The organism is Sinorhizobium sp. 6-70, from assembly GCF_030124375.1.
Lineage (GTDB): Bacteria > Pseudomonadota > Alphaproteobacteria > Rhizobiales > Rhizobiaceae > Sinorhizobium.
Genome location: NZ_JASKLS010000002.1, coordinates 572,901 through 591,716, shown reverse-complemented (window position 1 = coordinate 591,716; position 18,816 = coordinate 572,901). Strand labels below are relative to the sequence as shown.

Annotated in this window: 16 protein-coding genes; 8 read left to right on the top strand and 8 right to left on the bottom strand. The window is 62.8% G+C overall.

The annotated features are described in order from the left end of the window. Positions 1–48 precede the first annotated feature (48 nt). Together dinB and QN222_RS06485 are read right to left on the bottom strand one after the other, a co-directional pair. Positions 49–1,179 carry a DNA polymerase IV gene (dinB, locus tag QN222_RS06490; protein WP_283961166.1) on the bottom strand — a complete coding sequence of 377 codons (1,131 nt, stop codon included), beginning with the start codon at positions 1,177–1,179 and terminating at the stop codon, positions 49–51. A 425-nt stretch (positions 1,180–1,604) separates the two neighbouring features. Then, entirely contained in the window at positions 1,605–2,381 is a 777-nt protein-coding gene (locus QN222_RS06485) for a response regulator (protein WP_283961165.1), read from the bottom strand. 116 nt (positions 2,382–2,497) lie between these two features. On the opposite strand from QN222_RS06485, the gene QN222_RS06480 reads away from it, so the two are divergent. The 6 genes from QN222_RS06480 (at position 2,498) to QN222_RS06455 (ending at position 7,610) form a co-directional block, all read left to right on the top strand. Further along, on the top strand, positions 2,498–3,511 hold the full coding sequence (locus tag QN222_RS06480) for a cytochrome-c peroxidase (protein ID WP_283961164.1): 1,014 nt from the start codon (positions 2,498–2,500) through the stop codon (positions 3,509–3,511). After that, complete coding sequence (locus tag QN222_RS06475; RefSeq protein ID WP_283961163.1) at positions 3,508–6,024, top strand: two-component system VirA-like sensor kinase; 2,517 nt, start codon at positions 3,508–3,510, stop codon at positions 6,022–6,024. The genes QN222_RS06480 and QN222_RS06475 overlap by 4 nt, the downstream gene beginning before the upstream one ends. Before the next feature lie 236 nt (positions 6,025–6,260). Next, a complete protein-coding gene (locus tag QN222_RS06470) occupies positions 6,261–6,752 on the top strand; it encodes a hypothetical protein (protein ID WP_283961162.1) in 492 nt (163 codons plus the stop codon). Positions 6,753–6,926: 174 nt separating this feature from the next. Then, the gene (locus tag QN222_RS06465) at positions 6,927–7,148 is read left to right on the top strand and encodes a hypothetical protein (protein ID WP_283961161.1); all 222 of its coding nucleotides are present in this window, start codon (positions 6,927–6,929) and stop codon (positions 7,146–7,148) included. Positions 7,149–7,180: 32 nt separating this feature from the next. Beyond that, complete coding sequence (locus QN222_RS06460; protein WP_283961160.1) at positions 7,181–7,354, top strand: hypothetical protein; 174 nt, start codon at positions 7,181–7,183, stop codon at positions 7,352–7,354. A gap of 130 nt (positions 7,355–7,484) precedes the next feature. Next, positions 7,485–7,610, top strand: a complete 126-nt coding sequence (locus tag QN222_RS06455; RefSeq protein WP_283961159.1) for a DUF1127 domain-containing protein — start codon at positions 7,485–7,487, stop codon at positions 7,608–7,610. 163 nt (positions 7,611–7,773) lie between these two features. Here the strand turns inward: QN222_RS06455 and QN222_RS06450 are convergent, their stop codons facing one another. The 5 genes from QN222_RS06450 to QN222_RS06430 all read right to left on the bottom strand — a co-directional run bounded on the left by QN222_RS06450 (position 7,774) and on the right by QN222_RS06430 (position 13,229). Next, a complete protein-coding gene (locus QN222_RS06450) occupies positions 7,774–8,643 on the bottom strand; it encodes a hypothetical protein (protein ID WP_283961158.1) in 870 nt (289 codons plus the stop codon). 41 nt (positions 8,644–8,684) lie between these two features. Continuing rightward, positions 8,685–9,749 carry an ABC transporter ATP-binding protein gene (locus QN222_RS06445; protein ID WP_283961157.1) on the bottom strand — a complete coding sequence of 355 codons (1,065 nt, stop codon included), beginning with the start codon at positions 9,747–9,749 and terminating at the stop codon, positions 8,685–8,687. Positions 9,750–9,754: 5 nt separating this feature from the next. Next, positions 9,755–10,822, bottom strand: a complete 1,068-nt coding sequence (locus QN222_RS06440) for a carbohydrate ABC transporter permease (RefSeq protein ID WP_283961156.1) — start codon at positions 10,820–10,822, stop codon at positions 9,755–9,757. A 1-nt stretch (position 10,823) separates the two neighbouring features. Further along, positions 10,824–11,777, bottom strand: a complete 954-nt coding sequence (locus QN222_RS06435) for a sugar ABC transporter permease (RefSeq protein ID WP_283961155.1) — start codon at positions 11,775–11,777, stop codon at positions 10,824–10,826. A gap of 78 nt (positions 11,778–11,855) precedes the next feature. Continuing rightward, on the bottom strand, positions 11,856–13,229 hold the full coding sequence (locus QN222_RS06430; protein ID WP_283961154.1) for an extracellular solute-binding protein: 1,374 nt from the start codon (positions 13,227–13,229) through the stop codon (positions 11,856–11,858). Positions 13,230–13,340: 111 nt separating this feature from the next. Here QN222_RS06430 and QN222_RS06425 point away from each other — a divergent pair, with 111 nt between their 5' ends. Further along, a complete protein-coding gene (locus QN222_RS06425; RefSeq protein WP_283961153.1) occupies positions 13,341–14,384 on the top strand; it encodes a LacI family DNA-binding transcriptional regulator in 1,044 nt (347 codons plus the stop codon). 15 nt (positions 14,385–14,399) lie between these two features. After that, positions 14,400–15,209, top strand: a complete 810-nt coding sequence (locus QN222_RS06420; protein ID WP_283961152.1) for a glycerophosphodiester phosphodiesterase family protein — start codon at positions 14,400–14,402, stop codon at positions 15,207–15,209. Between the two features lie 224 nt (positions 15,210–15,433). On the opposite strand, the gene QN222_RS06415 is transcribed toward QN222_RS06420, so the two are convergent. Further along, positions 15,434–18,793 carry an adenylate/guanylate cyclase domain-containing protein gene (locus tag QN222_RS06415; RefSeq protein ID WP_284005315.1) on the bottom strand — a complete coding sequence of 1,120 codons (3,360 nt, stop codon included), beginning with the start codon at positions 18,791–18,793 and terminating at the stop codon, positions 15,434–15,436. Positions 18,794–18,816: the final 23 nt, after the last annotated feature.

The window sequence follows — 18,816 nt, the reverse complement described above, 5'->3', positions numbered from 1 at the left end:
ACCAGCGACTGTCGGCCCTCTTTTTCGCGTCTGATCCGGCAGATTGCATCAGAGCGCAAAGGCGAGTTGCGGCTTATCTCCATCGTCCAAAGGATCGAGAGACGAAAGCGTCACGCCCAACAAGCGAATACCCCTCGGGACAGGAAAGATCGGCGATAGCAGCAAGTCGACGATTTCAGCGATCTCAGTAGCGCTCGCCATCGGCGCAACGATCGTTTTGCTTCGGGTGATCTGCGTGAAATCTGCCCACTTCACCTTGAGCGTCACTGTCTTGCCGCGAATGCCGTTGGCTTCGCAGTAGCGCCAGACCTTCTCAATCAGCGGCTTGAGGCCCGCGCGGGCGGTTTCGAGATCATGGATGTCCTCCCGGAACGTATCCTCGGCGCCGATCGATTTGCGGATGCGGTCGGGCTTGACCTCGCGCTCATCGACGCCTCGGGCAATCCAGTAGAAATATGGGCCGGACTTCCCGAAATGCTGCTGCAGGAATGCGAGGTCACGGGATTTGAGGTCAGCGCCGGTCTCAATCCCAAGCCTTAGCATCTTCTCCGCGGTCGCCGGTCCGACACCATGGAACTTCTTGACGGGAAGAGCCTCGACAAAGGCAGGACCGTTCTTCGGCGTGATAACGAAGAGGCCATCGGGCTTGCGCTGGTCCGAGGCCATCTTGGCGAGGAACTTGTTGTAGGAAACGCCGGCCGACGCAGTCAGCCCGGTCTCGGCCCTGATGCGGGCACGAAGCTCCTCGGCAATCTCGGTTGCGAACTCCAAGCCTTTTAGGTTTTCGGTGACGTCGAGATAAGCTTCGTCGAGCGATAATGGCTCGATCAGCGGCGTGTATTCGGCAAAGATCGCGTGAATCTGCCGCGACACCGACCGATAGACGTCGAAGCGGTGCGGCACGAAAATCAGATCAGGGCATTTGCGCTTGGCGGTGACCGACGGCATCGCCGAATGGACGCCGAATTTGCGGGCCTCGTAGCTCGCGGCCGCGACCACGCCGCGCGCTTCCGGATAGCCGACGGCGACCGGTTTGTCACGGAGCGCCGGGTTGTCGCGCTGTTCGACCGACGCATAGAACGCGTCCATGTCGATATGGATGATTTTGCGCGCGTGACGGCGAAGGGAGGGCGCCTCCGCCCCGCTCCTGCCGTCAACTTCGGGCCCACGCGCGATCATCCATTTCCCCTCATTTTGCTTATCCGAAACTGCACCAGGATTGGCCAGCCAGTAACCGGACTATCCGACATTGCGAACGAGTACATGCCCCTGTCACTGTGAAAGTTTCGACGCCACGCAGGTCCTCGTTTCGCAATGCCGCTGTTTTCGTAGGCGAACGCGAGGTGAGAACAAATAGGAAACATATCAGCAGTTCCAATCGTTGCAATGGCTTAAGGAGGTGTCATTTCGCATGCGTGGAGGCGGTTGGCCCTAGCGCGCTGCATGTGGTCGACGGCGGAGGCAATGGCGCAATCGACGGCTCGGCTGCCCGCGCTGCTTGCGCGCTGCATCGCCGCACGCACCAAGGGCAAGGTGCTCTGATACGTGACACGGACGGATCTCTTCGTATAACCGCCCTGGCCTCGATAACGGGTCCGGCACCCTTAGAACATGTCCACTGGCGTTGTGAACAGGTAGCCCGTGCCCCGCTCCGTCACGATCAGCTTCGGCTCGCTCGGGTTGGCCTCCAGTTTGCGTCGCAAGCGCAGGATCTGCACGTCGATGCTGCGGTCGAAGACCTCCTCGTCGTGTAAGCGACTTGCTGCAAGCAGTTGCTCGCGGCTCAGGACCTGCTGCGGGGAACGCAGGAAGGCGACCAGCAGGTTGAACTCCCCCGCTGTCAGCGGCAGGGTCTCGCCGGCGGACGACGTGAGCCTCCGCGTCCGCATGTCGAGTTCCCAACCGGAGAAACGGTAGCCCCGGACCTTGCCGCGCGGGTGGCGGCCCGCCGCCTCCGACCGACGCAAGATGGCGCGGATGCGCGCTAGAAGCTCGCGCAGGCTGAAGGGCTTCGTCACGTAGTCATCGGCGCCGAGTTCCAGGCCGACGACGCGATCCGCCTCGTCTCGCCGGTGGCCGGTCACGATGATGATTGGCGCCACCGGCGGGCTGCCGAGCCAGCGCATGAGTTCGAGTCCGTCCTCATGGGCAAGCTTCATGTCAAGGATGATCAGGTCCACGGCGGCCCCACGAAGCACCCGCGACATGCCTGCGCCGTCCGCCACCGGGCTGACGGTGAAGTTCTGGCTCCTCAGGTAGTCGGCGATCATGGCGCGCATTGCCGGATCATCGTCGACCACGAGGATATGCCTCATCGCCGCAGCACCGGGCGTTCCGTGCTTTTGCCCTTCCGGATCGTGGGTGTTTTCGTCGGCCAGCATTTGGACCATCTGCAAGCGGTCTGCCTACCCTCGTCCACCCCGTCGTTCATCAAAGCGCCAAATTTGGGCGGTTTGGTGAACGGCAGGTCGGAGGCCGAAGTACCGAGGCTGATCCGATGCGCCGAGCGCAGATTCACATGCTTCATGCCGGGCTCCCGCTTTGCCTCGCAGTATTGCTATGCTCCGCGATCGTGGTCGCAGGCGCGCTCGCCGCGTCCGAAGACGAACCGATCGCTCCGATTCCGGCCGAGCAGCCCATTGACGCGGCAAAAGCAGCGCTTGGTGAGCGCCTGTTCCACGATCCTCGGCTATCGCATGGCGATGTCGTCGCCTGCGCCTCCTGCCACATCCTCGCAGAGGGCGGCGACGACGGCCGCACCCGCTCCGTCGCCGCCAACGGCGCGCTGCTTGATTTCAACGCCCCCACTGTCTTCAACGTCGCGCTCAATTTCCGGCTCAACTGGCGCGGCAATTTCCGCACGCTCGAGGAGCAGAACGCGGCGGTGCTGCTCGATGCGCAACTCATGGGCACCAACTGGGAGGAGCTCCTGGCCAAGCTCGGCACTGACGCCGACTACCTGAGAACCTTCGCGGAGGCCTATCGCGCCCAGCCGGACAGGGAAAACGTGCTTGACGCGCTGGCCGTCTACCAGCGCTCGCTCGTCACGCCCGATGCGCGCTTCGACCGCTATCTTCGTGGCGAGGCCGGTGCGATCTCGGCGGAGGAGGAAGAGGGCTACCGTCTATTCAAGGATTTCGGCTGCACCGCCTGCCATCAGGGCGTCAACGTAGGCGGCAACCTGTTCCAGAAGTTCGGTGTCTTCGCAAACCCGTTCGACGGCAAGCCCCCATCAGACGGTGATCTCGGTCGCTTCACAGTGACCGGTGTCGAGAGCGATCGCCACGTGTTCCGCGTTCCGAGCCTGCGCAACGTCGCTGTCACCGCGCCCTATTTCCATGACGGGCATGCGGCGTCGCTGCAAGAAGCGGTCGAGATCATGGGGCGCAGCCAGCTTAGGCGCGAGATCGCCGAGCGCGACGTCGACTTGATCGTCAAGTTCCTCGGCACGCTGACGGGCGAGCATGAAGGCCATTCGTTGGCAGGCGAGGCCGAGCGGGCACCGCAATGAGACGGCTTCACGCCCTGGCACTGGTTGTCGCCGGCCTTTTCATCGTCCTGACCTATTTCCTGTTTCAGGGCCTCGCTCCCGACACCCCGCACCGCCAGCGTGCGGATGCGCTGCAGACGGTCATTCTGCACAGCGCGGCGCTCCAACGCGACGTATTGCGCGCGCGGGCCGGGCTCCTGCGCAGCTATGACCCGCTCGTCCAGTCCATGGAAAGCCTCCTGGCGGCGACGGCCGCGCTGCCTGCCATCAGAGAGGTCGCGCGCGGAGAGACGAAGGTGGAGATCGATCGGAAACTTTCCGAGGTCACGGCCGCCGTGCGCGATCAGGAGGCGCTTGTCGAGATCTTCAAGTCGCAAAATGCGGTGTTGCAGAACTCGCTCGCGTATTTCAACCACCTGAGCGGTCGGCTGGCGGCCGCAACCGTTGGGCAGCGAACAGAGTTGAATGCCGAAATCGGCGCATTGACGGCGGCGATGCTCCGCTTCACGAATGCACCGCAATCCGGTGCGGCCGCGGAGGTGGAGCGTTCGCTCGATCGGATCGCTACTCTGCCCGTCGATGCGGCGCTTGCCGAGGACGTCCGCTCGCTGATCGCCCATGCCGGGCTCGTCGTTACCGCGCTCCCGGCGGTTGACGATCTCGTTGCGCGCGTGCAATCCGCACCGACGAGCGGACGGACGCAGGCATTGCAGGATGTCTATTTCGCTGCCTATGAGCGCGCCGCGGCACGCGCCGACCTCTTTCTGAGGCTGCTCTATGTTGCTGCGCTCGCCTTGGTCGCCTATGTGGCCTACCTCTTCGTCCGCTTGAGGGCCAATGCGCAGACGCTCAAACAGCGGCTCGGCTTCGAGGCTCTGATCGCCTCCATCTCCACGCACTTCATCAACCTGCCGCGGGAAGAAATCCGTGCTGCAATTGGCGAAGCGCTTGCCCGGCTGGTTGAATTTGCTGGCCTCGACGGAGCGCAGATCATCGTCGTCGACGACGGTGGACCTGACCTCGACGGCAGCTACTGGTACCGGCGACAGGCTCTCGGCACAGCGAATGCTCCGCCGACCGAGGTGGCCGACCTCGTCCTGAACTGGAGACCGGAGGGGTATGAGCTTGACGGATGCATCTGCGTACCCGACGTCGGGGCCTTGGCGGACAGCCGGCAGAAAGCTTCGCTCATGGCGCGGCACGTCCGATCGTGGCTGACCATCCCGATGCGTGTTGCCGGCAAACCTCTGGGCGTGCTTGGCCTCGAAGCCACCGCCGGGAAAAAACATTGGCGGGACGACGACATAGCGCTCATTAGAACCGCAGCGGAGATCTTCGCCAACGCAATCGCCCGCGAGCGGGGAGAAGCCGAGCGCGAGGCGCTTCAGGCCCGTCTCTACCAGTCGCAGCGGCTCGAGGCGATCGGCACCCTCGCCGGTGGCATTGCGCATGAGTTCAACAATATTCTGGGCGCCATCCGCGGCTATAGCGAGATGGCGCTCGCGGTGCTCCTAAAGGAGTCGCGCGCACGGCGCTATCTTGAGCAGATCATGAAGGCGGGAGAGCGGGCACAGGACGTCATCGAGCAGGTACTTGCCTTCGGGCGGCGCCGAGAACGGCAGCTTCGGCCGATCGGCATTGTGCCCGTGGTTGCCGAGGCGATAGACCTCGTCCGGGCCTCCCTTCCAGCGACGCTCGCGGTACGCACGCGCCTTGAGGCCGAGGGCGTCTCCGTGATGGGCGACGCAACCGAGTTGCAGCAGGTGATCATGAACCTCTGCGCCAATGCCGCGCAGGCCATGGAGGGGCGGGGCACGCTGACGCTCGTTGTCGATACCGTCGATGCCAAGAACGTCATGAAGCTATCCCACGGCAGTTTGCCTGCCAGGCGCTATGTGCGCATCACCGTCAGGGATACCGGACGCGGCATCGACCGGGCCGCCCTGGAGCGCATCTTCGAGCCCTTTTTCACGACCAAGCCGGCAGGGCAGGGCACCGGGCTGGGGCTTTCCACCGTCCACGGAATCGTTGGCGGACACGGCGGCGCTCTCAACGTGAAGAGTCGGCCGGGGGAAGGCGCCACGTTCGAGGTCTATCTGCCGCGGACAGAAGATGCCGCCCCGAAGGCGGATCGGCCCCCGGAGCCGCCATTGCGCACCGGGCAAGGCGAGACGATCCTTATCGTCGATGACGAGAAGCCGCTCGTCCTTCTCGGCGAAGAGATGCTCGCGGCCCTCGGTTACGAGCCGGTCGGCTTCGACGGCGGCCTGGCCGCTCTCGCCGCATTCCGCACCAAGCCGACGCGCTTCGACCTGGTGCTCGTGGATGAGGTCATGGCGGAGATGACAGGCACCGAATTCGCGGACGCGATCCGTGCGTTGCGCCCGGACATCCCGATCGTGCTGATGACCGGCTACACCCACACGCTGCGGCCGGATCGACTTCAGGCAACCGGCATCAGCGAGGTCCTCAAGAAGCCCCTGCTGTCGCGGGCACTGGCGGACTGTCTGGCTCGGCAGCTCGCATCAGGCTGAATAGATCATTTCATTGTTTCATTGAAACACTGAAATGATCTAACTCGTTGAAACTACGCAATTCCGGACGGAAAACCGTTACACACTTTTCCTGGAACTGCTCCCAGATGTTAAGGCAGGGCGGCCGCCCTTGTTTCATCCGTAATCGGATCCTCCTTTCCTGAAATCATCTCGTAACGCCGCCCGCCGAGATTCGGTCGCGTCTTCTCAATGGTCATGATGAGGAGGAGCCTGCGATGAGGCCTATTGTGATTGGAACCGCCACGCTTGGCATGGCCGCTGCCGCCGTAACCGCGCTCGTTGACCCTGGCTCAGGCGGCACGGCGGATACCGAACGTGGCCGTTACCTTGTGACGATCGGCGGCTGCAACGACTGTCATACACCCGGCTATACGGCAAACGCCGGCAAGGTGCCGGAAGATCGATGGCTGATTGGCGACGCGGTCGGCTACAGCGGGCCATGGGGCACGACCTATCCTTCGAACCTGCGCAGGCTGCTCGCCACGATGAGCGAGGACGACTGGGTTCGCCACGCGCGCACGCTTGAGACGCGGCCGCCCATGCCATGGTTCAATGTGCGTGCGTTCGCCGAGGATGATCTGCGCGCGATGCACCGCTTTGTTCGTTCGCTGCCGCCGAACGATGCCCCGGTCCCGGACCATGTGCCGCCGGATCGCCGGCCGACCACACCACACATCGTCATGGTGCCGCAACCGCCAAAACCGTAACGGTCCCCGGCCATTGGCTTCGGCGGGGATACACCGAACCCAGCCCTGGCCGAACTCACGGCGATCAAGTGTTCGCCGCCGGATGGGCGGCCGCCTCGGTGGCGCTCTAGCTCTGTTTCATCCGTAACCGGATTCTCCGCTCCTGAAATCATTCCGTAGCGCCGTTGACCGATCGTGGCCGGGCGCGCTGAAGGCGGGCTGCAATCGCCAGTCTACGACTATATCGCCGAGACCGTACGCAGTCTCCTGCCGGCAATCGAACGCGTGGGTATCGCCTCGGCGGCCGAAGTGGGGATCGACACCCTGGGCGAGCGCCTGCGCAAGGACTGCCTCGCCCGCGAGGCCCGTATCATGCTGCCGCTTTTTATCGGTGCGTGGACGCGCGCTCCCGCATAGCCGAGGCAATCAGAAGGAGGAAACCATGCTCGATGCAAACTCCCGCGGACCCCGTGCCTGCCGCGTGGACGCGCCTCACGGTGTTCAACGTGCTCGGCCCGGCGATCGAATATCTGACCCCGCTCAAGTCGGGCGCGCGATACGGCTACCGGAACGCGCCGCCCGAGGAGAACGCACCGATCGGCCTTTTGCCACCGCCGGAGTGATTTTGGCGTACCGAGATAGGGAAACATCACGATGAGCAGTTCAGCAATCAGCTTCGGGATGCGGAGAGGCGCCGCGCTCCCGCGAAAGCCGTACAGGCGTTGGTTCACTCGGATTCGCGAGGAGGTTCGCATGCGCCGCGAACTTGAAAGCTTGATGAAGCTCGATGACCGCACGCTCGCCGATATCGGCCTCAGCCACGACAAGCTCCGCTGCATCGCGATGCTGTCGGCGATGGGGACGCGACGTGCTCGCTGACAGTTGCTTGGATGTCGGTGACGACCGATGAAGGAGGTTCGCGCCATGACGAAAATCTCGGTCATTGGGACCGGTACGGCCGGCCCGACCTTTGATAGGCTCCCCTGCTGGGGTGATCCACATCTCCAAAATCGATAGGATCGGCTCGACCGAGGCATCGGCGTCAACGCGACTGCATCTGTCGGAAGATGTCCCTCGGAGCATCCGTCGTGACTTGGCGCACTTTGGCCTCCATAAGCGTACGCAGGATGCCGTCGCTGATGGCCGGGCCGGGATTGACCGTCCAGGCGTCTGTCTCGATCCCGAGGTCCAACAGGCGCGCAACGAGCGGGAAGCCTCGGGTTTCCGCAGCGACAATGGCATCGAAGCGAAGATAGGCAAGGCTCACGCCGGTCCTGTGCCGTTCCATGTGGCGCAGGAGCCGCTCCGGATCACGCAGGGCAGGTTGGCGGGACACCGCCAACATCGGGTCGTAGCCGAGCCGAGCTCCAGGAAGGGCGGCGACGAGGCGGCGTGCCTCATTCAGATGATGCGATCCGACGACGATAGCATCCGAAAGCCCGGCGACAGCGGCGGCCACATCCGCGACCGCCGAATCCGGAAGCGTGTGTCCTTCGAGCAGCTTGAGGTCGAGCTGAAGGTTGGCCGACGGCGCTCTCGGCAGGCTTCGCAGCGGAGCCACCAGCTCGGCGAGCGATAGCACCGGCGCATCGGGGTCGGGGGCGCCCCCGGCATCGCGGTGGAAAAGCCCTCTCATCGATGCGATCGGCATGCGCGGAACGCGACCGTTCCCGGTTGTCGAGGGGCCGAGCGTCGGATCGTGGAGGACTGCGAAACGGCCTTCGGCGGCGGCGAGTATGTCGATCTCGAGACTCGCGCCGAGCCGCCAGCCGAGGGCGAGATTGGAACGTTTGAAGGGCGCCTCGGCGAGCTCAGTGCGCAGCTTGTGCCACTTGAGCCGGATAGGGCCATGTGGACCCTCGACTGCCGTCGGCGTGGTCGATGTCCGGTTGCTCGGATCAAAGGCTGTCACCGCGCGTCCTTTCCGCTCCAGGCGACTGTCGCTCGACTCTGTCAAATGGGTGCACGGACATGCGCGCCGGCGACGAGCTTCTGTTGCGCCGTCTCGAAGACGAGCGAATTCTCGGGCTGGAAACCGATCCTTACCTCTTCGCCTGTCGAGTGCCCGGCCGAGGAACCCTGTTCGAGTACGCGAAGGGCGCCCATGCCGGTTTCGACGACATAAAGGATCTCGCGGCCCATCGGCTCGATCTGCGCGATGCGGCCGGCAAAGCCGGTATTGCCAAATCTGAGGTGCTCCGGCCTCAGCCCGACAGTCACCGATCCCGACGCGCCTTCAACCGGGAATCTGACGCCATCCACGGTGATCGTGCCGCCTTCGGCTTTGCCGGCAACAAGATTGATGGGCGGTGAGCCAATAAAGCCGGCGACGAACAGGCTCGATGGTTTGAGATAGAGGTCGTCCGGCGTCCCGACCTGTTCGATCTGGCCGGCGCGCATGCAGATGATGCGGTCGGCCATCGTCGTCGCCTCGATCTGATCATGCGTGACGAGCACGGTCGTGACGCCGAGCTGCGCGTGCAGCGATTTGATCTCGGTCCGCATCGAAAGACGAAGCGAAGCATCGAGGTTGGAGAGCGGCTCGTCGAGGAGCAGCAACTGCGGCTCCTTCACCAGGGCGCGCGCGAGGGCGACGCGCTGCTGCTGGCCGCCGGAAAGCTCGCTGGGGCGACGGTCGAGGAGTTCCTCGACCCGGACGAGGTTCGCGGCCGCCTTCACCCGGGTGAGGGCCTCGTCGCGCGGGGTTTTCTTGAAGCGCAGTGGAAACAGGATGTTGTCGCGCACGCTCATGTGCGGGTAGAGCGCGTAGGATTGAAAGACAATGCCGACATTGCGGTCGCGTGCCTCCACCTCGTTGACGACATGCCCGTCGAAGAGGAGCTCGCCGCCGCTGGGAAGATAGATGCCGGCGAGCATGAACAGGCTCGTCGACTTGCCGCAGCCGGAGGGGCCGAGCAGCGCGACGAACTCGCCGTCCTCTATGACGAGGTTCATGTCGGGGATCACCTCGACAGCACCGAAGCGCTTGACCACGTTACGAAATTCAATCTTCGCCATCGTCGTCAGCCCTTCACGCCGCCGATCGACATCTGCATGAGATAGCGCTGCGCGCCCATGTAAAGGATGAGGCTCGGGACAAGGTAGAAGACGCCGACTGCAGAAACAACGCCATAGTCGACGCCCATGACATCATCGCGCACCCAGTACATGTAAAGGCTCATCGTCCAATTGCTGTTCCTGATCAGGAACGTGAACACGAAGATGTACTCTTCCCAGCCGCGGATGAACGTGAAGACTGCGATCGCAAGAATACCGTTCCTCACCTGCGGCAGAACCACGCTCACGAATGCCTGCCGCCGTGAAGCGCCGTCGGTCAGCGCGCTCATCTCGATGTCCCACGGCACTGCATCGAAGAAGCCCTTCATGATAAAAATCGCAAATGGGAGCTCGAAGGCGACAAGCACGATTATGACGCCGGAAAGCGTGTCGAGGAGCCCGATCCAGTAAAGCATCAGGAACATCGGCACGATCAGCGTCAGCACGGGGAAGGCGTGAAGCACCAGAAGCGAGCGCAGCATCGAGGAGCGGCCGGGGAACTGGAAGCGTGACAGGTAATAGGCTGCCAACGAGGCGACGGTGACGACGATCGTCGTCTGCGCGCCGGCGATCAGGATCGAGTTGCCGAAGGCATGCCAGACGTTGGGAAACTGGACCGCTCCCTTCACTTCCCCGATCCGCGATCGCACGACCGAGGCGAAGTCCGGCTCCCACAGGAAGATGAAATTCCCGAGGTGCAGGTCGGGGCCTACCAGCAAGGCGAAGGCGACGGCGGCGATCGCGGCGACTGCGGTAAGCCCCATCCATAACTGGCGCCGGCTTTGCGCGAGCGCGGCAGCGAGCCAGAGGGCGACGACGGTGGGGATGACCACGGCCATCGAGCGCCACAGAACCGCCGTGTCGGCAACGCCGGTCCTGGCCGAGAAGGCGATCGTGACGAGCCAGAAGTAGGGAAGGATGATCGGCAGCGACACCGCGATCAGGAAGGCGTAGAGAACGACCGCCCTGCTGCGCCGGGCGACACGCGCCCGCGTTGCCAATGCATCCCAGTCGACCGTTGTCCGTGCGACCATCTCAATGCACCTCGATACGCGGGCGCTGCAGCAGGCGCTCCATGTCGAAGAAGCGCCAGCCGATGAGGGCGACGACGACGCCGATGACGATGAGAAATAGTGCCAGCGCGGCCCCGTAGCCGTATTGGCCGCTCTCGAAGGCGCGGCGGTACACGTAGAGCGCATAGACGGTGGTGTCGTAGAAGGGACCGCCCCTGGTGAGGAGCAGGATGTACTCGAAGCTGACCAGCAGCGAGAGAGTCTGATAGATCGTCACGAAGCTGATCGGCCAACGCAGCGCCGGCAGTGTGATAAAGCGGACCTGTGCAAGGGTTCCCGCGCCGTCCACTGCCGCCGCGTGGAACAGGTGCTCGGGGATCCCGCGGATCGCGGCGGTGAAGATGATCATGCCCATCGAGGCGCCGATGAAGCCGTTCGAGATGATGATGAGCGCAATCGGCGCCGAAGTCAGAAGGTCGAGCGGCGCGTCGAGACCGAACGCCTGCATGAGCACCTGGTTTACGAGGCCGGCTTCCGTTGGGCTCACCGCCCACAGCCAGAGCAGGATGTAAAGGACAGACGGACTCATCCGCGGCAGCAGCCACACACCGCGGAAGAAACTGCCGGACACATTTCTGATCGCGGTGGTGGTGATGGCGAGGATCAGGCCAAAGGTCACGTTGAAGATCGCCAGCGTGCCGAAGACATAGATGAAGGTCAGTCCGATGACCTGCGACAAGCGGCGATCGGTTCGAAAGACCTTCTGGTACTGCTCTGTGGTGAACTCGCTGATGCGGAGCGAGCGGCTGAGGTCGGTGAACGACACGGTGATATCGATGATCACCGGGACGACGAAGAAGAGGACCGTGAGGATGATCGCGGGACCGAGAAAGATCACGAAGTTGGTGCGCCTGCGGGCCGCCGACCTCGCATGGCCGCGTCGCTCGATCGTCAGTTCATCTGCTATGGTCGTCATCGTTTGGGCTCGTAAGGACGGCGTCTCGCGACCGTCGACCGGCGCGCGCCATGTCGACGGTCGCGAAACTGCTCGGACCTATTTGACGGTCACGTCTTCGAGGGTGGCAGACGCCTCCTCGATGACGAAATCGGCTGCTTGCTGCGCCGACAGCCGCCCCGATTCTATGCCTTGAATTCCGGCGAAGATGATGCCGTTGAGCTCGCCGAACTGCGAGTTGTTGGGCAGGAACTTGGTGATCTTCAGCAGTTCCGTTGCCTTGGCGAGCGGCCAGGCCTTGGCATAGCGCGGGTCCTGGAGTTGCTCGGGTTTGATTCCGAGATGTGTCGTTGTGACCGCGTGATCCGTGTTGAGATCGACCGCTGAAGCGTGACCAAGCAGACGGACCGCGAGTTCCGGCTCCTTCGTGTCGGCGGCGATCGCATAGACGATCGGATGGGTCAGACTGACCGGCGCGCCGCCCTTCTCAGGTGCCGGCCCGGTAATCCAGCCCCAATCCGCGAAGAAGGCCTTCTCGTCCTGCGGCAGCCCGTAGGTCGGGAACGCGACGCTGCCGAGATCCCAGATGCCGTACATCCAGAATGCGGCGTTGCCGGTGTAGAATTCCTTGCGCAGCGCATCGAATTCCATCGCCGTGTTATTGGCCGGGATGACCTTTTCCTTCACGCCGCGCTCGAACCAGCCGAAAGCGGCAGCGAGCTTGTCGCGCTCGAGCAGCAGTTTGCCGGTCGCCGGATCGACGAAGTCGTTGCCGTAGGCCTGAAAGACCATGATGTAATCCGGGCCCTTGTTCGGCCGGTGAAGCACACCGTATTGCGCCTTCGTCTTGTCGACGACCTGCTTGGCGATCTCCAGCACCTCATCCATCGTCAGGTCGCCCGCCAACGCCCGCTGCGGCATGGCATCGACGAAGGCGGCGTCGTAGCCGGCCTCGCGCAGGAGCTTCTTGTTGTAGAAGAACATTCTCGCCTCGGCATCCTGCGGAATGGCATAGGTGCCGTCGGGACATTTGGCCGATGACCAGAGCGACGGAAAGATCGTGCCGAAGTGCTGAGGGTATTTTGCGATATAATCATCGAGCTTGAGAACGAAGCCATCCTCCTGGAAGGCGCAGATCCATTCGTGCGCGGCGATGAACATATCGGGGCCTTCGCCGATGCCGAACACCTTGAGAAGCTGTAGTGCATCGTCGTCGAAGCCCTTGGCAGGGCTCTCGCGCACGGTAACCTCGACGCGCTTGGGGGAGCCCTCGGCCTCGAGCTCCTTGTTCAACCGCTCGGCAGCCTTGACCACATTGCCCGGGCGCAGCGGCCCTGATGGATCCTGGCGTGACCAGAGTTCCAGCTTCACGGTTTCTTGCGCCAACAGAGGCGTTGCTGCAAGGAAGGCGGCACTGCCGGCCGCCAATGCTGCGCTCAAAAGCGCAGCCGTTCCGATTTTCCAGTGAATCATCTGATTTCCCTCCCAGCCGCGACACGCTTGCATCGTGTCGTCATTGATTGTTGCAATGCTGTGCAACACGATTATGAATGCGCTTTGGGGAATGTCCAGCGGAGTCGAGCGGTGTCGGATACGAGAGACAGCAACCAAGGCCGCTTTGTGAGCGCCCACGCAGTCGCCGAGCTTGCCGGTGTGTCCCGGTCGGCGGTTTCGCGGGCCTTCACTCCTGGCGCAAGCATCGCGCCAGCAACGCTGGCGCGGGTGCACGAGGCAGCCGCGGCGCTCGGATATCAGGTCAACGATCTCGCGCGCGGGCTTCTCGCCAACCGGAGCCGGCTGGTCGGTCTCGTGACCTCCGATGCCGATACTCCATTCCGGGCCCAGATGATCGCGGCCCTCTCGCAGGCCTTGATCGAGCGCTCCAACGTGCCGGCGATCATCAGCATCGGCCCCACTGCGGAGGACGTCGCAAATGCAACCCGGCAGCTGCTACGCTATCGAGCGGAGGCGACCGTCTTCCTCTCGGGTTCGCCGCCGACCAGCCTTGTCGAGCTCACCCGGCGAAATGGACAGCCGCTGATCCTGATCAATCGGGCCGAGACCGGCGTCGACAGCGTGCATTGTGATGACAGGGACGGAGCGCAGCAGGCCTTCGAGGCCCTCCGCCTGGCAGGCGCCTCCCGTTTCGCCGTGATCAACAGGGTGAACCCGAGTCCCTGCCTCCGCGCCCGCGAGCACGCCTTCACTCAATTTGCTACGGCGTCGGGGTTCGAGGCGAAGATCGTTCGGGCCGGCCTCGCCGACTATGATGGCGGGCAGGAGGCGGCGCGACAGCTGCTGGCGAGCGGGCCCGCGCCAGACGCGGTCTTTTGTGTGAATGATCTCATGGCGTTCGGAACGCTCGACCACTTTCGTCGTGCGGGCTTGCGCGTGCCGGACGACGTTTCGGTCATCGGCTTTGACGATGTGCCCATCGCCGCATGGTCTTCCTACGGTCTGACCACGCTGCGGCAAGATCCCCGGCGAATTGCCCGGGATGTCGTATCGATACTCGACCGGCGCCTCGCCGATCCCGACGCGCCGCCGATTTCGGTCTACGTGCCGGTCGAGCTCATCGTTCGCGAAACAGTCAGGGCGCGCGGTCGAGAAGTCGCGCAATCACGGTAGAGGGTCAGATCGAAAATGGCTTTCAGCTTCCTTGCCCGCGAAGCGGGACGTGTCCATGTCTGTGGCCACCGCGGCTACAGCCTCCATTACCCGGAAAATACGTTGCTGGCGTTGAAAGCGGCAAAGGCTGCAGGGGCGACCACGGTCGAGATCGACGTCGTGCTGACCGCGGACGGTGAGCCGATCATCCTGCACGACCTGACTGTCGACAGGACAACGAACGGACACGGCTTTGCGGCAGACCTCAGCCTCGAGCAGATCCGCAGATTGGATGCGGGGGGCTGGTATCATCCCGCCTTCGCCGGAACGCAGATTCCGACCGTGGCGGAGGCGCTCGATTGGGCGAAGGCGGATGACATGGGTGTCGTGCTCGAGATCAAGGAGGCGGAGCGCCCGGATTTCGCCGTCGATCAGGTGGCAGCCTTGCTGCGATCGACGGGTAATCTCGACCTGGTCACTGTCATCGGTTTCGACCATGTGATGCTGAAGCATGCCGTCGAGCGCCATCCGGACCTCAGAACCGAAGCCATCACCCACGCTCGCCACGCCGATCTCGTCGGGGTTTTGAAAGCGTGCAGGGCGAACTCGGTTTCGATCGAGCTCGACATGTTCCACCCCGACGATGCAAAGGCATTGCACGAAGCAGGCTTCAGCAACCGGGTACACGTGCCTCGCCCTGATGTGCTCGCCGAATATTGGCGTGGCGGACGCGATCCCCTGCCGGAGCTCGTGCAATGGATTGCCGACGGCCTCATCGACACGATCTCGGGTGACGACGTGCCGTTCATCGCCATGCTCGTCAAGCGCGCCGGTCGCGCCGGCTGAGCCTTCCTCGACTTATCCGGTACAGCAGGGCGCGATATCGCGGCAGGTGAGGGGAGCCCTTCTCAGATGACCTCCAGCGGATAGCCTTGTCGAACGTCAACTGAACGAATCTTGCCTCTGGACCGGGAGGTCAGCAACGGGTGGGAAACAGTTCCGGCGTACTCGATCGAACTTCCGCTCCCGACAAAAGCCGAGGTGTGGTCACATTGTTGCCAGCCTGAGTTTCACTGTAACCTGTCAAGCAGCTGCCTAGCTTGAATCAGGTCGCGCGTATTATGCCCCTCGGTGAACGACTCATAGAGTGGCCCAAGCAAATTCCGAGAATCGGCGCAGCGGCCTTGCTCAGCCCAAAACTTAGCGAGGCCGACCGCAGCGCGCAGCTCGAACGACTTGGCGCTCTGGCGTCGCGCCGCAGCGAGCGCTGACAGGAAGAAGGCTTCACACTCCTTATCGGAACGGGCGCGCGCGCCCAAAAGCTCGGCCTCGGTCCGCTCGAGTTCGGCATCCCACATGTGCTCGTCGTGGCAGGCGGCGCAGTCTTTAGCCTCCGCGACGACGCGCAAGCCAGCTTCAGCCGCGCCCGAGTCTTGGAGCGTTGTCGCCAGCATGCAAAGATATCGAACATGATACCAACTGACACCCATTGCAGATCGGCCCGTCAAACTCTGACGCATGAGCGCCAAGCCTTCCTTGGCGGATTCGTGCTGGGCAATCGCCCAACCTTGTAAGAACAGCCCGTTCAATCGCCAGTAGTGCAGACTGTGTTGATCGGCAAGAGCAACGATTGCGTCAGCATGCCCGCGCACGGCCGATGTTTCGCCAAGAAGCTCGTCGAGCCCTGCCCCAGCGTATGTTCTGACGTGGGCGCTGAGGTTAGCCTGGTCCAATTCTTCGGCATAGTGGAGCGCCTCGATGGCCAACATTCGTGCCTGATGCGGACAACCAAGTATCCACTTGATGATCGCCAGGTAGGCAAGTGCTGAAATTTTCGGGTCATGGATATACAGAACGGGCGGAGGACGGTGTCGGTCGGGATCATAGAGGCGCAGGATCGTCTCAAATTCGCGATCAGCCTCGATGAAGCGGCCGAAGTACATCGCCGTCATGCCGCCCATGCGGTGTCCGGCCAACTGAAATGCGTCGTTGCCGGTTCGCTCGGCAGCCCGCCACGCTTCGTCGGTCAATTGCTGCATCATTGCGTAGTCGCCTCGCACGAAGTGATAAACAAACTCTCCGCTCAGCGTCGCGTGCAGGGCGGCGGCATCGCCAAACTGCTGACAAAGCGCGCGCGCCCGGCCATATGCTGCCCCAATCTGCGGGGCAGCATAGCCGTGGACGGAAATCAGCGGTGTTCCGATTGCCGTCTGCAGAGCGAGTTCCTTCCGGTCTTTCTCTGGCCCTGGCGGAAGTGATGCCAGTGCCTTCAAACCCCTGGAAAAGTGACCGATGGCCTCCAGATTTGCGGAACGTTGGGCTGCCTGCTTGCCTGCTATGAGCCAGGACTCGATCGCGCGGGCCGCCTGCCCTGCTTCTGCGAAATGATGGGCCAGTACCTCCGGTTCGCGGGCAGCCCGGTCCGGGAACCGCTCTTCCAGCGCTTTGGCGATCTTGGCATGCAACTGTTGCCTCGGATGGCGCAACAGCGTGTTATAGGCCGCGTCCTGCACAAGCGCATGCTTGAAGAGATACAATGCATCGCTCGTCGTTCCGCGCCGGAAGACCAACCCGGACGAGGTCAGCTGATCCAGGAAAACCTGCAGCTCAGTTGCCGAATAGGGTACTACCGCGGCCAACAGTTCATGCGAGAACTCACGCCCGATAGCTGCGCCCATCTGCGCCACGTATTTCGCGGCGCCCAGTCGATCGAGACGGGCCATGAGGGACGCGTGTAGGGTGGCCGGAATGCCAAGACCCGCCGCTGGTGCTGTCGACGGCGCGTAGTCTTTCTCGTCGCGGGTCTCTACCACCGCTTTCGTAAACTCCTCGATATAAAGCGGCACGCCGTCTGTGCGCTCGACGATTTCTCTGATGGCTTCGGCAGGCAAGCCTCGTTTGCCGAGAACACGTTTGACCAGGGCGGTACCGTCGCGCTGTCCCAGGCGGCTGAGCGTCATTATCGAGGCGTGCGGCTGCCCGATCCAGGACGGGGTGAACTCGGGACGGAACGTCGTAATGAGCAGCACGGGCAGCGGCCGGATGCGTTCGACGATTCGATCCAGGAGTTCCAGGCTGGTCGGATCGATCCAATGCACGTCCTCGAAAATCATCAAAACGGGTTCCTGGCGGGCGAGCGCTTCCAGTTGCCGGACGAGTGCCTGCAGTGTCCGCGATTTTCGTTGCTGCGGGCTGAGATCCAATGTCGGGAAGCGTCCGAGGCTGGGCAGGGAGAGCAGATCTGCGAGGAGGCTGCAATCTTCCGCCGTAGTCGAGGTGGCCGCGAGCAGTGTTTCCAACTTGTCGAGCTTCGCCAGCGCTTCATCATCTTGGTTCATTTCAGCAGCGCGCTCAATCTGGCGGATGATCGGATAGAGCGCGCTACCGACATGATGCGGTGAGCAGAAATAGCAAAGGTGCGCATGCTGCTCGTTCGCAATGTCCTCCAGGATGGCAACGGTGATGCGCGACTTGCCGATGCCCGGTTCTCCCGACAGCAGGAGCACCTGGCCCTCCATGCCCTTTGCGCACTGCCAGTGGCGGCGCAAGGCTTCGACTTCTTCCTCGCGGCCCACCAAGGGCGTGAGTCGCTCACCATGCAGTGCCTCGAAGCGGCTGTCGAGAGCGCTCGGTCGAAGCACCTGATAGGCGCGGATTGGCTCGGAATAGCCCTTGACTTCGACGGGGCCGAAATCACGAAAATCGAAGAGGTGGGCGAGCAAGTGACGCGTTCTCTTTTCGATCACAACCGTGCTCGGCTCGGCCAGGCCCTGCAGTCGGGCTGCGAGATTTGGCGTCTCACCGATCACGCCTCGTTCGCGAGCCTCACCAGAACCGACAACGTCACCGACGACAACGATTCCGGTACCGATGCCGATACGCACTTGCAGCGGATCGGCTAGTTCAAGCTCGCTGACAATTTCGATCAGCGCCAAGCCCGCTCTTACGGCCCGTTCAGCGTCATCTTCATGAGCTTGCGGGTAGCCGAAATAGACGAGCACACCGTCGCCCATGTATTTGGCCACGTAGCCCCCGAACCGCCTGATCGTATCGGATACGCATTGCTGATACGCACCGATGACCTCGCGAAGATCCTCGACGTCGAGTCGCGATGCCAGCGCTGTCGAGCCGACGAGATCGCAAAACATGACAGTCAGTTGCCGACGCTCTGCATCGGACTCCGACGAGACAGCGGTCGGCCCTGGTCGAGGCCGATCCTCCGGCGGGTTGATCGTTGAACTGGCGCGCTGGTTTTGCAGGTCCGCAATTGCATCAATGAGCTTGCGGCGATGCCCAATCGAAGCGACGCCAAGTTCCTTGAGATCCTCGCCAGTTAGCTTAAGAAGAAGCTCGGCGTCGATGTGGTTGTCGCGAAACGCCGAGGCGTATTCCTCCAGTCCTAATTTGCGCAGCCAAGCAGCGATGTCCACCGCAGAATCCTCCGGCCTAGCTC

Bases quoted from the DNA above. Each gene is read 5' to 3' on its own strand.
- dinB (WP_283961166.1), bottom strand. From the start codon at position 1,179: ATGATCGCGCGTGGGCCCGAAGTTGACGGCAGGAGCGGGGCGGAGGCG.
- QN222_RS06485 (WP_283961165.1), bottom strand. From the start codon at position 2,381: ATGCTGGCCGACGAAAACACCCACGATCCGGAAGGGCAAAAGCACGGA.
- QN222_RS06480 (WP_283961164.1), top strand. From the start codon at position 2,498: ATGCGCCGAGCGCAGATTCACATGCTTCATGCCGGGCTCCCGCTTTGC.
- QN222_RS06475 (WP_283961163.1), top strand. From the start codon at position 3,508: ATGAGACGGCTTCACGCCCTGGCACTGGTTGTCGCCGGCCTTTTCATC.
- QN222_RS06470 (WP_283961162.1), top strand. From the start codon at position 6,261: ATGAGGCCTATTGTGATTGGAACCGCCACGCTTGGCATGGCCGCTGCC.
- QN222_RS06460 (WP_283961160.1), top strand. From the start codon at position 7,181: ATGCAAACTCCCGCGGACCCCGTGCCTGCCGCGTGGACGCGCCTCACG.
- QN222_RS06455 (WP_283961159.1), top strand. From the start codon at position 7,485: ATGCGCCGCGAACTTGAAAGCTTGATGAAGCTCGATGACCGCACGCTC.
- QN222_RS06445 (WP_283961157.1), bottom strand. From the start codon at position 9,749: ATGGCGAAGATTGAATTTCGTAACGTGGTCAAGCGCTTCGGTGCTGTC.
- QN222_RS06440 (WP_283961156.1), bottom strand. From the start codon at position 10,822: ATGGTCGCACGGACAACGGTCGACTGGGATGCATTGGCAACGCGGGCG.
- QN222_RS06435 (WP_283961155.1), bottom strand. From the start codon at position 11,777: ATGACGACCATAGCAGATGAACTGACGATCGAGCGACGCGGCCATGCG.
- QN222_RS06430 (WP_283961154.1), bottom strand. From the start codon at position 13,229: ATGATTCACTGGAAAATCGGAACGGCTGCGCTTTTGAGCGCAGCATTG.
- QN222_RS06420 (WP_283961152.1), top strand. From the start codon at position 14,400: ATGGCTTTCAGCTTCCTTGCCCGCGAAGCGGGACGTGTCCATGTCTGT.